Genomic DNA, 15,271 nt, shown 5'->3' on the forward strand with positions numbered 1-15,271 from the left:
TGATATTTTCTTAAGTATTTTATATGAAGTTGGCTTCAAAACTCTTTATAAGATATTTTTGCTATAATCTCAAGATAAATTCACAAAAAAGGGATTTGATGTTAGAAATTTATCTGTTTAGATACGATGTTAAAATAGACATCGCGAGTTACAACAAGCCATATTTTTATAAAGATTACAACTTCAAAAACATAAAAGAGCTTTTTTTAGATATCCAAAAAAACGATCCGTATTTTGAGTTTGGCGATGTTAAATTCCTAAAAGTAAATGATTGTATAATTAGCCTAGATAACGATTTTAACGAGATAGTAGCTAAATTTGGCAAGGTCTTAACCATATCTCCTATCATAGAAAAAAGAGTTGTAAAAGACTTTATCATAAACAAAGATGACTTTATCAAAGCTTTTAAACCGTTTGATAAATTTCAAAGTGAAATGGGGTATTATCTAAGTCTTGAACCGCTTTTTTACTCAAGCAAGGTTATTAACTTCAAAGAAGATTTTATAGGAAATAGCGGCTTTGTTTTCGCAAAGTATCTCATAGAAAAATTTCCAACCAGACAAGATGAAATTTTATCGATTGTAAAAGAGTGGCTTGCGTATTATATAAAACCAAAATTTTTAAATGATCCTTTTAACACCGATGAGTGCGTAAAAGAGCTAAAAGGTTTGCTTGGTATAAAAATCAAACCAAAAGAGAAATTTCAGTATTTTACAGACCTGCTAGAAAATTTTAACAAAAACAGCTATCCAGCCGACTTTAGCAAATTCTATATAGCTGTTTATGATGACGAAGAGGCTGAAATTTTTGTAAAAAATATCTACGCAAAGCTTGTAAATTTTGAGCTTAAAAATCAAAATTGCGGAAGCAAAATTTATAACGTTGATAAAGAGTGTGGCGTAGCTTTAGCAAGTGAAATTCTCTTTGATGCGTTTGATTCGGGAAGTGATTTTTTACTAGTTAATGACAAAGAAGCGTTTGAGATGTTTGACAAGCACTCAAAAGAGATAGAAAGCTATACTAACAGAAGCCTTCATGACTACTACGTGATAAGTGCCGATGAGCTTGTAAAGCTTGCAAAAGGCGAGCATGTCGATACTTTGAAAAGCCACACTTTAAAAGTTAGATTATGAGACTAAAGGATAAAATCGCAATTATAACTGGCGGAAGTAGCGGTATCGGCGCTGAGATTTGCAAACTTTTTGTTTCAAAAGGCGCTAAGGTTGTGGTTGTTTCAAGACATGAAAACAAAGCTTTGATGAATCAACTTGGCGAAAATGCCGTGTTTTTTAGCACTGATGTTAGCGATGAAAAAAGCGTGGAAAAGCTATATAAATTTGTGTTAGATAAATTTGCTAAATTAGACATTTTAGTAAATAATGCTGGGATTACAGGAGAGAATTTACACACCCACGAGCTTGAATTTAGCGAATGGAAACGTGTTTTTGATATAAACGTAAATGGCTCATTTTTGATGAGCAAACAAGCTATTTTGTTGATGATAAAAGAGCGCTCTGGCTCTATTATAAACATAGGCTCAGTTTTAGGAGTCGTTGGGAGCGAAAATTTTGGAGCGTATTGTGCTTCAAAAGCAGCTATTATCGCGATGAGTAAACAAGATGCGATAAACTATGCTAAATACAACATCAGAGTAAATTCCATCTCTCCAGGCACGGTTATGACAGAACTTGTCGCTAGTATGAAAGATAAGATTGGAGATGAGTCGTTTAAAAGTATTTTTGCATCAAACCATCCACTTGGTGGAGTTGGCGAGCCAAAAGATGTCGCTTATGGTGCGCTTTATTTAGCAAGCGATGAGTCTAAATGGGTAACTGGAACAAATTTAGTCATAGATGGCGGATTTTTAGCTAGATAAAATCGCTAAATTTAGTAGCTTTTTTAGCAGCTTCGTTTAAAAATTTTACATCTTCAAAATAAAATCTAAAAAAGAGTTAAAACATCTTTTCTTACTCTTTTTTAGATAAATGCAGTATTTTTTGGGTTATCCCATTATCTCAAATTTTCTAAAAAACTCATTATCATCATCGATTAACTGCCTATCAATCAAGCTTTTTATAACTTCTTTTGTGCAGTTTGTCTCATCTGGCCATCCACGAGTGTAGCCCTCCCACTCAAATTTCACAGTCGCATCAACACAAATTTGCTCTTTATCTATAAAAATATCACGCAAAGCATCGATGTTGTTTGTAACTCTCCAAACGCTCATATAAATGTTGCTAATGGCATTTGTCGTGTCAAAAAAGATGAGAATTTTAAAGTGGTTTCTAAACTCAAGTAATTTTTTAAAACTATCTTTTACGAGGCTTTTTTTATCATAATTTATAAACACAATTGGATTTTTAGTATCAGTAAAATACTGCTTAAGGTCGATTATATCGTTATCTACGCTTTTAAATTTAGCAAGTAGTTCATCATCACTAAGCACATCAACCACATCTTCAACGCTTAAATCCTCACTAGCATCAACTCCTAGCTTCCCGCCAAAACAAGCATTTGGGCTAGCATGATCTAGTTGATCACACACTCCCTCGCTAAAAAACAGACTCTTAGCGCTTATGCGGTTTAGCACATAACGCGTTAAAGCTTCAAAATCTCCCAAATCAGGCGCATTTGCTCCAATAAAAATAGCATGTTTTACAAAACTCATCTGTCCAACACCCCAAAATGCGTGCATCATCTGTTTAGCATGAGCTGGATACCATGCGTTGATTTTAGCTAAAATCAGGTTGTGAAAAACGCCATTTTCAGGCATTTTATAATCAAGCAAATCAGGAGCCGTAGTCTTAAAAAGCGGCAAGAAAATCCGCTCAGTCCCATAACCCATAAATTTATCCTCCAAAGGTGGCTTTCCAACCACAGTAGCATGATAAACTGGGTCATCTTTATGGGTTATAGCACTTACTTTCATCACAGGAAATGGCAAAATCGGCGTATAAAAACCAGTATGATCGCCAAATGGTCCCTCATCTCTTAGCTCATTTGTATCGACAAAACCCTCGATGACAAAGTCTGCATCATGTGGGATATAGATATCATTTGTTAGAGATTTTACTAACTTCGCTGGGCTTTTGCGGATAAATCCATAAAGCAAAAGTTCAAAAATTCCATGCGGAAGTGGCGCTTGTCCACACCAGATATAAAGCGGGTCGCCACCGATTGCAACAGATACTGGCATTTTAAGTCCAGCTTTTTTATACTCATTATAAAAGTTCGCGCCATCTTTGTGGATTTGCCAGTGCATTCCAAGCTCGTTTTTAGAGTAAATTTGAAGTCTATACATACCTAAATTTTGGGTTTCCCCGCTAAGGGATTTGGTATAGACTTGCCCCATCGTGATAAATGCTCCACCATCTTTTTCCCAAGTTTTTAAATTTGGCAAGTCATACAAATCGATTTGTTCGCCAAATTTTTGATTTTTTTGGCACTCGCCTTGCTCTTTTAAACGCTTTGTAAAGACGTTTCTAAGGCTAACAAGATATCTTAAAAAGTCAAATTTCTCTTTAAAAGTTGTTGGTTTTTTTGGCTTTAGTAAATTTTGAATCTCATCTGCGATTTCGTTCGCATCTTTTCCAAGAACTAATTTTAACGCTTCAAAACTTCCAAAAGTATTTGTCAAAATCGGCGGATAGTGCCTGCCATCTTTACTCACAGGCTTAGTGAACAAAAGCGCCTTAGAATCAGGTTTTTTAACCTCGATATAGCTTATATGGGCAATCTCAAGATCTATATCAACTGGCTCATCAATTACCCTTAAAAGCCCAGCAGCTTTAAATTTCTCTATCCACTCTCGCATATTTTTCCTTAGTCTAAATTTAAACTCTAGTTGTAATTAATCTCGTCTGAATTTCCTACAAAAAAGTGCTTATGAAGCTCGTTTATATGTTCAACAGCTCTTTGACCTTTTGCCATATTGTTTTGATAAATACTACTTGATTTTGTAAAACGGTGTGTTACTTGTACTGTCCACGAGCGACACAACCAGCTTACAAATCCAGTATAGTAACTCGCATCTTCTATATCTTGCCACTTTATACCACTACTTCCCTTTGACCACGGAAAAATCCCACTATATAGCCAAACGCCACTCTTATCTGTATAAAGTTTAAAGCTTCTTATGTATAAAACGTTTAAAATCAGCTTAAGAAAAAGCAAAAGTAAAATGACAACTAAGGCAAATTTACACCACTCATTAATCCACATAAAGCCAGTTTTTTCGCTTAGCGATAGAGTAAATTTAGATATATTTTGGCTATTTTGCACCAAATACACAGTTAAAATCACAAGAATTATAAAAAATATAAAGCTTTTAACATAAGCTGTCCATGACTTCCTAAACTCCTCATAAACTGGTGTTTGCATAAATTTTCCTTAGTGTATATTTTCGCCTTGTAAAGCATTTGCCATATCTTCAGCCCTTTTTAAAAGCTCTTTTGCACCTTTTTTGATAAACTCATCAGCTAGCTTAGCTCCAGCAGTTTTATAATCAGCTTTTTTAACAACCCTGCTCTCTTTTATAAACTCACTTCCATCAGGCAAACCAACGATAGCGTTTACAACTGCATTTTCGCCATCAAATTTAGCATTTATTCCGATTGGAACTTGGCAACCACCTTCTAAAACTTTAACAAATTCTCTTTCTATCGTTGTTTCGATAACAGCTTTTTGATTGTTCAAAAAATCAATTTTTTCTAAAATTTCGCCTTTATCAACAGCTTCGATTCCCAAAGCTCCCTGTCCCATCGCCGGTATCATCAAGTCTGTTTCAAAAGGAGCGATAAATTTAACCTCTTTATCAAGCCCGATTCTCTTAATCCCAGCAACCGCTAAGATAATAGCGTCAAACTCTCCTTCTTTTAGCTTTCTAAGGCGCGTGTTTATGTTTCCACGAAGCGAAACGATAGTCAAATCAGGTCTTAAAGCAAGTAGCTGCATTCTTCTTCTTAGACTAGTCGTTCCAACTCTTGCGCCTTGTGGAAGTTCGCTAAATTTAGCAAATTTCTCACTTATCATAGCATCTCGTACATCTTCACGCTCGCTTATAACTGCAAGTTTAAGACCATTTGGAAACTGCATAGGAACATCTTTTAAGCTATGTACGGCGATATCAGACTCGCCTCTTAACATACTCTCTTCAAGCTCTTTTGTAAAAAGACCTTTACCACCTATTTTTGCAAGTGGAGTATCAAGGATAATGTCTCCTTTTGTCTTCATGCTTAAAAGTTCAACTTTTATGCCGTGTTTTTTTTCTATCTCGCTTTGTATAAATTCACTTTGCCACATCGCTAAAGCGCTTCCTCTAGTTGCTATGGTTAATTTTTCCATTATCTTTTTCCTCTTCTATGATTTCTACATCTATGATATCATCGTTGTCGTATCTGGGTTTTTGTGTAAAATTTTGCGTATAATCTTGCGTATTATTATACTCATTTTCCTTAGTTTTAAGTTTTTTGTTTATAAAAAAAGATACAACCAAAACCAAAATTCCAGCTACATCTGAAAAAATACCAGGTAAAACTAATAACAATGCTCCAAAAACGCTCCCAAGATTTCCAAACAAACTACTAGGAGTTAGGATTTTGATTTGGTTTGTAAAATTTGAAAACCCTAACTTAAATATGATAAAAACTCCTAAAATTCCACTAAGTATGACCTCTAAAATAAAATTTAAAAAGCCAAATTTACTTATAAAAAGATAGATAAAAATAGCTTCAAAAAATATATATGGAAGAGTGAAATTTCTCATAGTAGCTTTTCTTTTATCTTTTCTTCTATATCTTTTATGCTTACTTTTTCTTTTATCAAACCATCTCTTGTTATAAGCTCAACTTCACCATCATTTAGGCTTTTGCCAACTAGCACGGCGTATGGAAAACCAAGTAGTTCAAACTCGCTCATCTTTACGCCAAAGCGCTCGTTTCTATCATCAAGAAGAGTTTTTATGCCTAAATTTTGACACTTTTCATAAAGCGTGGTAGCAAATTCAACCTGCGCCTCATCTTTTAAATTTGATATAATTATTTCAAGTTCAAAAGGTGCAGTTTGTCTTGTCCACACACACCCTTTTTCATCGTGGCTACTTTCTATAACAACCGCTACCAAGCGACTTACACCTATACCATAACAACCCATATAAAATGGTTGTGATTTACCATTTATATCTAAAAATGTCGCATTCATTGCCTTTGAATACTTCTGCCCAAGCTGGAAAATATGCCCAACTTCAATACCCTTTGTCTTATGCAAAATTCCATCGCAGTAAGGGCATCTATCGCCTTCTTGAACTGCTATAAGATCTTTAAATCTCTCATCTTTAAAGCTAGTTACATTAAATCCTATCGTGTGGTATCCAGCTTCGTTTGCACCACAAATCATCTGTTTAGCACCTTTTAGTTCATTATCTATAAAAAACAGTGTTTGACTTGGCAAATTTGCAGGCCCACAGTATCCTGCAACCAAACCAGCTTTTAAGATATCGCTCTCATCAGCATCAACTAGCTCAAGCGCGCCACACGCATTTTGCGCTTTAGTCTCTTGAAGCTCATCATCTCCTCGCACGAAAAATACAACAACTTTGCTATCTTTTTCATAAATAGCTTTTTTAATAACTGCTTTTATGGTATAAAATTTATCAACTTTAAAAAAGTTTGCCACTTTTTCTATTGTATCTGCTCCAGGAGTTGCAAATTTACTCATCATATTTGCCTCTGGCGGGGTTGCATTTGTAGTTCTAGGCGCTCTTTTGGCAGCTTCAACATTAGCAGCGTATTTACAACTATCACAAACTAATATATCATCTTCGCCATTATCAGCTAGTACCATAAATTCCTTGCTTCCACTACCACCAATCGCACCACTATCAGCTTCTACTGCACGAAAATTTAGCCCTAAACGAGTAAAAATTTTACTATAGGTATCATGCATAACATTAAATTCGCGTTTCAAATCTTCCTCATTTGCATGAAAGCTATATCCATCTTTCATAACAAACTCGCGTACCCTTAAAAGCCCAAATCTAGGTCTTGCTTCATCGCGAAATTTTGTATTTATCTGATAAAGATGAAGTGGGAGTTGTTTGTAGCTTGTAATGCGGTTTTTTACCATATTTACAACGCTTTCTTCGTTGGTTGGACTTAGGACAAACTCATTGTCTTTTCTATCTTTTATCCTTAAAAGCTCTTTCCCAAAAACATCGTATCTGCCGCTTTCTTTCCATAGTTCAGCAGGAGTTACAAAGCTAAAAAGAACCTCTTGAGCTCCGCTTTTATCCATCTCCTCTTTTATAACTTTATAAATTTTATCATAGACCATTTTTCCAAGTGGCATAAAGCTATAAAGCCCACTACCAAGCTGTTCTACAAAACCTCCACGAAGCAAAAACGCATGGCTTGGAAGCGTTGCATCTTTTGGTGCTTCTTTTGTTGTCGGTACAAAAAGTTTACTAAATCTCATCTATTTTCTCCATCTCTTCAATGCCTAAGCTATACTCTTCAAATTTATCTTTTATATCAAAAATTTGTTGAACTGAGCGTAACATACACTCACCATCTTCGTCATCACCAATGCTTTTTAAATTTATCGTTGGTGTGTGTAAAAATGCCTTAAAAACTTGATGTATAAGCTTTCTTGCCTCATCTTTATCTGATTTTTTCAAATAACCTTTTTTTATAGCTTTTTGTATCTCTATCTCAGCAACTTCTTTTGCCTTGCCTCTTAAAGCCTTTACTATAGGCGTTGTTGCTAGAGTTTTAAGCCATTTAAAAAAATCATTTGTGCTTTTTCCAACGATGCCATAAGCGATTTGCGCTTGCTCTTCGCGAAGTGCTAAATTTATCTTAACTATCTCTTGAAGATCATCCACACTATAAAGCTTTATGCTTTCATTTTCGCTTATATCGATATCTCTTGGCACTGCGATATCAAAAAAGTACCTATCAAAAGGTGTATTTTCAAGCATACTGTTTTTTATGATAACATCTTGTGAAGAGGTCGCCGAAAATATAAGCTGATGGCTATTTATACAACTTTTTAGCTTCTCAAACGGCTCAATTTTAACATCGCCATTTAGCGAGTTTGCAAGATCTTGAGCTCGTTGCTTACTTCTGTTTACTATGATGATTTTTGCGCCATTTGTTATAAGGTGTTTGCAAGCAAGCTCGCTCATATCACCAGCGCCCACAACTACGGCTGTAATGCCATCTAAACTTTTAAAGATATCTTTTGCAGTTGATACTGCCACGCTTGAAACCGATACTGGGTTTTTAGAAATTTCAGTTTTATTTCTTACTTCAGCGGCGCATTTAAAGGCGTATTCAACCGCTCTTTTTATATTTATATCGCAATTTTCATTAGATAGAGCAAATTTAAACGCATCTTTTATCTGACCAACTATCTGAGTCTCTCCAACAACCAAGCTATCAAGCGAGCTTGCCACAGCAAAAAGGTGGTGTATAGCCCCACTTCCATAGTAGATATCAGCTCTTTCTTCAAGCTCATTTAGCGCAACGCCACTTAAAATTGAAATGGCTTTTAAGATATAGCTTGTTGATTTTTCTAAATCATTTACAAAAGCCAAAACCTCAACTCTGTTACAAGTGCTTAGCACCATGCATTCTGAGACATTTTGGTTTGAGCAAATCAGCCTTAGAATTTCTCTTTTTTTATCATCATCGCTAAAAGATAGCTTCTCTCTAATGCCTATATCTGTGTTTTTATGAGTAAAACTTATATTTAGATAATTCACTAAAATTCCCTATCTGTCATGCTTCGTATAACTTCAACCAAGCCTAAATTCTCATACTCTTTTATAGCTTCTATGGCGCTATTTGCTAGATTTTTGACATCTTTTGCGCACTTTTCTATGATTTTATGCTCGCTAAATTTATCTTTTATCCAAAAAATTTGCTCATCGCTTAAATCTTTTTTAAAATAGTTTTTTAAAATAGCTTTTTCTTTTTCATCTAAAATTTCATAAAGGTAGATATAAGGAAGCGTTGTTTTGCCCTCTTTATAGTCATTTAGCGCTGGTTTGCCAAGAGTTTTTGAATCTTGCGTAACATCTAAAATATCATCAACTATCTGAAAAGCAAGACCTAAATTTCTACCATACTCACCGAATTTAAGCTCATCTTCTCCTTGTAAAAACGCAGCACACTGAGCTGTAGCTTCGATTAAAACTGCGGTTTTGTTATAAATCATTTGCATATAAGCGTTTTTATCTTCGTTAAAAGCTTCGCCCATGCTAACATCCATAAGCTCGCCAATGCTTAGTTTAGATACCGCATCGGAAAGTTTACAAGCGATAAAGGGTTCAAATTTAGAAAGTTCAAAATAGCCTTTTGAATAAAGAATATCGCCTAACATAATGGCGTTTTTAGAGCCAAAAGTAGCATTTATAGATGGTTTTCCACGCCTTACATCGCTTTCATCTATGACATCATCATGAAGCAAGCTAGCAGCGTGAATAAGCTCGATAATAGCGCAAAGCTTAAGGCTTTTTTCGTTTATATCTGTTATCTTTAGTAGAAGTTTTGAGCGAAGTTTTTTACCTGAATTTATCTTAGAAAACATTAAATTTATAGGTTCATATCCAAGTTCGGATATGAAATTTAACATAATCTTATCTATCTGTTCTAAATAGTCCATAAAACCCCTATTCGTTGTTTGAAAGTATATTGCCCACATGATGGATAAAGGCGTCATTTAGCCCATCTTCTATCCTGTCTGGGTTTTGTAATATATAGTTTTGAACTTGAGCTTGACTTATACCATTTTCTTCGCAAAGCTCGCTTAAAGCTATGATTTTTATAAGCAAATTTTCTATCTCATTTTCAACTAAATTTCTATTTGCATTAAATATAATGTCAAAAAATTTCTCCCTTGGAGTTCCTTCAAAAATATCCAAATTTAGCACCTTGTTAGTAATATCGCAATAAAGTCTGATGATTATATCAAAAGAAATATTTAATTATCATAAAAAAGGTTTGTTATAAGCTCATAAGCTTCCTTGGTGCTTGATGCGCTTAAAAAACTAGTTGATGCTTCGGCAAACCCCCACGTAACTTGCAAATACGGTATATTTGCATTAGTTGCTGCCTTTTCATCTTTTATGCTATCGCCAACAAAACAAGCGTATTTAACTGGTCTTATTTTGCTAGCTTCTTTTAAAACGTTAAAAAGCATCGTTGGATCTGGTTTTTGAGGCGTGTTTTTATCTGCTCCTACAACGCTATCAAACAGCTCTAAAACCTTATTTTTCTCCAAAATAGCTTTTAAAGATACTGTTGGCGCGTTACTAGCAAGTGCGATAAAATAGCCATTTTGATGAAGTTTTTCTAAAAGTTCTTTAACTCCATCATAAAGTCTTGCATAAAGAGCGTAGTTTTTGATAAATTCCTTTTCAAATTCCATTTTCAACTCAGGTGCCACATTAGTGAGTCCATAGAACTCAACAGCGTAATTTTTCGACGGATCGTTTATCGTTTTAACAATAAATTCACTACTTAAATCAGGCGTTAAACCAAGCTTTTTTCTAGTTGTATTTATCGTTATTTCTATCGCCTTAGCGCTATTTATAAGCGTTCCATCCATATCAAAAATAACAACTCTCATGCTTTTTCCTTAAATTTATGATTTTAAAATGATAGTTAAAAAAGCTTAATAACGTATCTACTTGCTTTTAAATTTAACAAATTTTAAAAGTTGGAAAATTTAGAAATGTTTTTTTGCGACCTAAATAAATTTATAAAAATATTACAAAAATAGCAAATTTTATCTATTTTTCAATGCAAGACATCGTTTAAGCAAATTTAGTCAAAAATAATAAAAAAGTTTATGTTCAGTCCATTTTATGGATATTTAAGAGTTATAAGGAAAAGTGATAAAATTTTGATTTAAAATCTAAAAGATGAAGTTTGGTGACCCCTACGAGACTCGAACTCGTGTTGCCGACGTGAGAGGCCGGCGTCCTAACCGCTAGACGAAGGGGCCAAAATTATAATGCGATGTAAAATCTACAAAATAAAATCGAAATGTGAGTATATAATAAAGTCGCTTAAATATTTTTGAATTTTTAAATTATTTAGTATTTTTCTATAAATCGCACTTCTTAAACGGTTGTATCAACTAACAAAGCTATGATTACTTCTCGAATTTATAAAAATTTATTATAAAAAAAGGTTGTGCAAACACTATCTAGCTTCATAAACTTAGCTTGAAACCGCGCTTAATGTATCTGGCATAAAACCACAGTATATAAAAAACAAGTTAAATGATACTAAATTTGCAAATTTACACCACAAGATACAACTTTACGCTTTTCTCTCGCATCTAAGTCGCGTAGGAATCTATATAAAAATAAAAATTGAAAACATAGTTTCACTTAAAATTATGGTTGGCTTTTACTAAATTTGACTTTATAAAATCACTTGCTAGCGCTACTTTGGCATATTTAAATGGCGCTTTGGATAGGTTGCATACTTTTTATATTTTAGTTTTGGACGTTTTAGTTTGTTTTGTTTTTATCTTTAATTTATATTTAGCATACTTTTAATAGATAATCGCAAGGTTTGAGTTGCACTATTTTTTATTTTATAATCTAACCATATATTTGTTTGTAGGTCATATTTTATACTTCTTTCATTTTTTTAATAAAAAATATGTGTGCCTAGTATTAATCATAATGGCTTGGTATCAAAATTCATTAAAAATATGCAGAAATTTAACAAGCAAATTTGCTAAATTCACAAATACACCACATATCGCTTATTAACAAATTTGCTTAAATAAATATAAGTAAAATAATGATATAGCTACGATTCTAGCGAACTTCAATGATATTAAGAAATTGTGATTTTTAAGTGGTTTTTTGTTATTAATTTTAGTGCAAATGGTGTCCCATGTAGGATTCGAACCTACGGCCACATCATTAAGAGTGATATGCTCTACCAGCTGAGCTAATGAGACACCGTTAAAAAAATAATTCTATAACTAAAAGCTTTAAATACGGCTTAAATTTAACCAAATTTAGATAAAAACGTAAATTTCAATACTCATCCGCAAAGCCAATTTTCTTATGCTTATCTTTCTTATAGCTTTTGTTATTTCTAAGTTTATCAAGTAAATTTGCCTCTTTTATAAGCTCATCTTGCTCTTTTAGGTTTGTTATAGAATTTACAAATTCCTCCAAACCCTTTGTATACGGCTGATCAAGATAAACCGGTTCTGCTCTTTTTAAAATTTCAAGATTTTTACTAACTCGTTTTTTAAACATCTCTTTATCAAAATCATCTCTTTTTAATAAATTTATAGCCGATTTTGCAAACCGCTCTAACGCTCTTATATATTTAACTCTTTTTGCTTTTTCTTCTATGGAAATATTCAAAATTTTACCTTTTTGCTTAATTATACCAAATTTGTTGAATTTCTATTATTTAAATATATATAATAAGTATATTTATAAATATTTTTGAAACGTATGCAGTGAGAAATGCCTATATTTAGGCATTTTAAAAAATATATTAAAATATATCAAAACCCTTGACATTTTATTTATTTCGTGATACAATTTCATAAAATTTAAAAAGAGGAGACTTTATGCAAAAAGATACACTAGCACTTCACGAGGGCTATAACTCAAAAGATGGTTTTGGAACGATGAGTGTTCCGATTTATCAAACGACGGCTTATGATTTTGGCACAGGTGAAGTAGCAGCAGATAGATTTGCTCTTCGTGCATTAGGACAAATTTATAGTCGTCTAACAAACCCAACAACCGATGTTTTAGAAGCTCGTTTAGCAGCGCTTGAAGGCGGAGAGGCGGCTTTAGCAGTTGCTAGCGGTCAAGCAGCTATATTTTACTCTGTAGCAAATCTTGCTCAAGCTGGTGAAAATATCATAGTAGCAAAAAAAGTCTATGGCGGTTCAACCACACTTTTAACGCATACTATCAAAAGATTTGGCATAGAAGCTAGAGTTTTTGACTCTGATAATGCTGATGACTTAGAAGCGTTAATAGATGATAAAACAAGAGCGATATTTTTTGAAACGCTCTCAAACCCACAAATCGCAATTCCAAATCTAGATAAAATCGTTTCAATAGCACAAAAGTATAAAATCATCACAATAGCCGATAACACAGTCGCTACTCCAGTGCTATTTAACCCTATAGCTAGAGGTGTTGATGTTGTAGTTCATAGTGCAAGCAAGTATATAAACGGACAAGGTTCGGCAATCGGCGGTATAATAGTTGCGCGTAAAGGACTAAATGATTATATCAAAGGTAACTCAAGATATGCACACTTTAACGAACCAGATGAGAGCTATCATGGTCTTGTTTACACAGATGTTCCACTTCCGATTTTCACACTTAGAATTCGTATCGCCCTACTTCGCGATATCGGCGCAACCTTATCGCCATTTAACGCATGGGTGTTAATCCAAGGACTTGAAACACTAACTTTAAGAGTAAAAAAACACTCAGAAAATGCACTTAAAATTGCTCAATGGTTAGAAAAACATCCAAAAGTAAAAAGCGTAAACTATCCTGGTTTAAAAAGCGCAAGCACATACGAAAAAGCTCAAAAATACTTCTTAAACGGCGAAGCAAGCGGGCTTTTAAGTTTTGATGTTGGAGATTTTGAGTATGCTAAAAAGATTTTAAATTCAACTGAAATTTTTAAAGTAGTCGTAAACATCGGCGATAGTAAATCGATCATAACTCATCCAGCTTCAACCACACATTCACAGCTTAGCGAAACAGAGCTAAACGCGAGTGGCGTTCCGGCTGGTCTTATAAGATTAAGCGTTGGGCTTGAAGATAGTAATGATTTAATAAAAGATTTAGAAAAGGCGTTAGGATAATGGCAATATTAACAACAAAAGGGGTAAATGGAATACTTGCTATACTAGAAATAGCAAAAGCTAGTGAAGTTTCACCGATAACCATAAAAGAGATATCAGAAAAAACTGGTATCTCTAAAAACTATATGCAACAAATTCTAGACCCACTTAGAGAAGAAGGGATAATTGGAGCGTTAAAAGGTAAAAGTGGCGGATATTTTTTAGCTAAAAAGCCAAGCGAGATTAAATTTTATGATATTTTTGTGGCTTTAGAAAAAGATGTAAAAATAACAAATTTAATCGTAAAAAATGAGCCTATAAAAAAGGCTTTTGACAAATTTGATAGAGAAATAAAAGAAGTTTTATCTCTTAGTTTGGAAGATTTTTACAAACAAGAAGAAGATAATAGAAAATTTTTAAATTTTGTTATATAAAGGAAATACAATGAAAATAGCACAAAACGTAACACAACTTATAGGAAACACTCCGCTTGTTAAGATAAACAAGCTATCACACAACGCTACGATTCTAGCAAAAGCTGAATTTTTAAACCCAGCTCACTCAGTAAAAGATCGTATAGCTTACGCTATGATAACTGATGCTATGGATAGAAAACTCATAGATAAAAACAGTGTTATAGTAGAGCCAACAAGCGGTAACACAGGCGTTGGACTAGCTATGGTGTGCGCTCACTTTGGGCTTAAACTTATACTTACCATGCCTAGCTCGATGAGTATAGAAAGACAAAAACTACTTGACGCACTTGGCGCAAAGATAGTTTTAACAGAACCTGCTCTTGGTATGCAAGGCGCTGTTAATGAGGCAGAAAAGATAGCAAAAGAGACTCCAAATTCGTTTATCCCGCGACAGTTTGAAAACCCAGCAAACCCAGAAATTCACAAAAAAACAACCGCACAAGAAATTTTACGTGATACAGATGGCAAGGTTGATATATTTGTAGCTGGTTTTGGAACTGGTGGAACTGTTAGCGGTATAGGCGAAGTTCTTAAAGCTCACAACCCAAATGTAAAAATAGTAGCAGTTGAGCCATCGGCATCTCCACTGGTAACTGAAGGATTTGCTGGTTCGCACAAAATTCAAGGTATAGGAGCAAATTTTATACCAAAGAATTTAAACCGCGCGGTTATAGATGAGTTTATCACTGTAAATAACGAAGATGCCCTAAAAACAGCTAAAAATTTAGCTCAAAAAGAGGGACTTTTGGTTGGAATTTCAAGCGGGGCAAATGTATTTGCTGCAAATGAGCTAGCAAATAGACCTGAAAACAAAGATAAAGTCATAGTTACGGTTCTTTGCGATACAGGCGAAAGATATCTTTCAACTGAGCTTTATAAATAAATTTTGACTTAATTTGGTTAAATTTATTTTATGATTTCTTAAATTTACGTAAAAA

General features: G+C 33.9%; 15 protein-coding genes and 2 tRNA genes. 5 read left to right on the plus strand and 12 right to left on the minus strand.

What is annotated here, in order from left to right; genetic code table 11:
- Positions 1-23: 23 nt before the first annotated feature.
- Positions 24-1,133: an HdrB C-terminal domain-containing protein gene (locus CGEO_RS05800; RefSeq protein WP_242648000.1), complete on the plus strand. Its 1,110-nt coding sequence runs from the start codon at positions 24-26 to the stop codon at positions 1,131-1,133.
- On the plus strand, positions 1,130-1,876 hold the full coding sequence (locus CGEO_RS05805) for an SDR family NAD(P)-dependent oxidoreductase (RefSeq protein WP_075540344.1): 747 nt from the start codon (positions 1,130-1,132) through the stop codon (positions 1,874-1,876). Before CGEO_RS05800 ends, CGEO_RS05805 begins: the two co-directional genes overlap by 4 nt.
- Before the next feature lie 126 nt (positions 1,877-2,002).
- Here CGEO_RS05805 and CGEO_RS05810 read toward each other — a convergent pair whose 3' ends face one another.
- From CGEO_RS05810 to CGEO_RS05865, 12 genes are all read right to left on the minus strand, one after another.
- Positions 2,003-3,814 (minus strand): menaquinone biosynthesis decarboxylase, encoded by a 1,812-nt coding sequence (locus tag CGEO_RS05810; protein WP_075540343.1) that lies wholly within the window; start codon positions 3,812-3,814, stop codon positions 2,003-2,005.
- A 26-nt stretch (positions 3,815-3,840) separates the two neighbouring features.
- A complete protein-coding gene (locus CGEO_RS05815) occupies positions 3,841-4,380 on the minus strand; it encodes a hypothetical protein (RefSeq protein ID WP_075494419.1) in 540 nt (179 codons plus the stop codon).
- A gap of 9 nt (positions 4,381-4,389) precedes the next feature.
- Positions 4,390-5,343, minus strand: a complete 954-nt coding sequence (hemC, locus tag CGEO_RS05820) for a hydroxymethylbilane synthase (protein ID WP_075531611.1) — start codon at positions 5,341-5,343, stop codon at positions 4,390-4,392.
- Positions 5,318-5,764 (minus strand): FxsA family protein, encoded by a 447-nt coding sequence (locus tag CGEO_RS05825; RefSeq protein WP_075531612.1) that lies wholly within the window; start codon positions 5,762-5,764, stop codon positions 5,318-5,320. Before CGEO_RS05825 ends, hemC begins: the two co-directional genes overlap by 26 nt.
- Positions 5,761-7,470: a proline--tRNA ligase gene (locus CGEO_RS05830; protein ID WP_075540342.1), complete on the minus strand. Its 1,710-nt coding sequence runs from the start codon at positions 7,468-7,470 to the stop codon at positions 5,761-5,763. Before CGEO_RS05830 ends, CGEO_RS05825 begins: the two co-directional genes overlap by 4 nt.
- Positions 7,460-8,761, minus strand: a complete 1,302-nt coding sequence (gene hemA, locus CGEO_RS05835; RefSeq protein ID WP_075531613.1) for a glutamyl-tRNA reductase — start codon at positions 8,759-8,761, stop codon at positions 7,460-7,462. Before hemA ends, CGEO_RS05830 begins: the two co-directional genes overlap by 11 nt.
- Complete coding sequence (locus CGEO_RS05840) at positions 8,761-9,663, minus strand: polyprenyl synthetase family protein (RefSeq protein WP_075494414.1); 903 nt, start codon at positions 9,661-9,663, stop codon at positions 8,761-8,763. Before CGEO_RS05840 ends, hemA begins: the two co-directional genes overlap by 1 nt.
- A gap of 7 nt (positions 9,664-9,670) precedes the next feature.
- A complete protein-coding gene (locus tag CGEO_RS05845; RefSeq protein WP_075494413.1) occupies positions 9,671-9,931 on the minus strand; it encodes a DUF2018 family protein in 261 nt (86 codons plus the stop codon).
- Positions 9,932-9,981: 50 nt separating this feature from the next.
- On the minus strand, positions 9,982-10,629 hold the full coding sequence (locus tag CGEO_RS05850) for an HAD family hydrolase (protein ID WP_075540341.1): 648 nt from the start codon (positions 10,627-10,629) through the stop codon (positions 9,982-9,984).
- 303 nt (positions 10,630-10,932) lie between these two features.
- Positions 10,933-11,007: transfer RNA gene (locus CGEO_RS05855), tRNA-Glu, on the minus strand.
- A gap of 899 nt (positions 11,008-11,906) precedes the next feature.
- A tRNA-Lys gene (locus CGEO_RS05860) sits at positions 11,907-11,982 on the minus strand.
- 79 nt (positions 11,983-12,061) lie between these two features.
- On the minus strand, positions 12,062-12,394 hold the full coding sequence (locus tag CGEO_RS05865) for a hypothetical protein (RefSeq protein WP_075540366.1): 333 nt from the start codon (positions 12,392-12,394) through the stop codon (positions 12,062-12,064).
- A 218-nt stretch (positions 12,395-12,612) separates the two neighbouring features.
- On the opposite strand from CGEO_RS05865, the gene CGEO_RS05870 reads away from it, so the two are divergent.
- The 3 genes from CGEO_RS05870 to cysK are packed head-to-tail and all read left to right on the plus strand — an operon-like array spanning position 12,613 to position 15,216.
- Positions 12,613-13,878, plus strand: coding sequence for an O-acetylhomoserine aminocarboxypropyltransferase/cysteine synthase family protein (locus CGEO_RS05870; RefSeq protein ID WP_075494404.1), 1,266 nt, complete (start codon positions 12,613-12,615; stop codon positions 13,876-13,878).
- Positions 13,878-14,291, plus strand: a complete 414-nt coding sequence (locus CGEO_RS05875; RefSeq protein WP_075494403.1) for an RrF2 family transcriptional regulator — start codon at positions 13,878-13,880, stop codon at positions 14,289-14,291. The genes CGEO_RS05870 and CGEO_RS05875 overlap by 1 nt, the downstream gene beginning before the upstream one ends.
- Positions 14,292-14,301: 10 nt before the next feature.
- Positions 14,302-15,216, plus strand: a complete 915-nt coding sequence (gene cysK, locus CGEO_RS05880; RefSeq protein WP_075494402.1) for a cysteine synthase A — start codon at positions 14,302-14,304, stop codon at positions 15,214-15,216.
- Positions 15,217-15,271: the final 55 nt, after the last annotated feature.

Origin of the sequence: Campylobacter geochelonis, from assembly GCF_013201685.1 — a bacterium.
GTDB lineage: Bacteria > Campylobacterota > Campylobacteria > Campylobacterales > Campylobacteraceae > Campylobacter_B > Campylobacter_B geochelonis.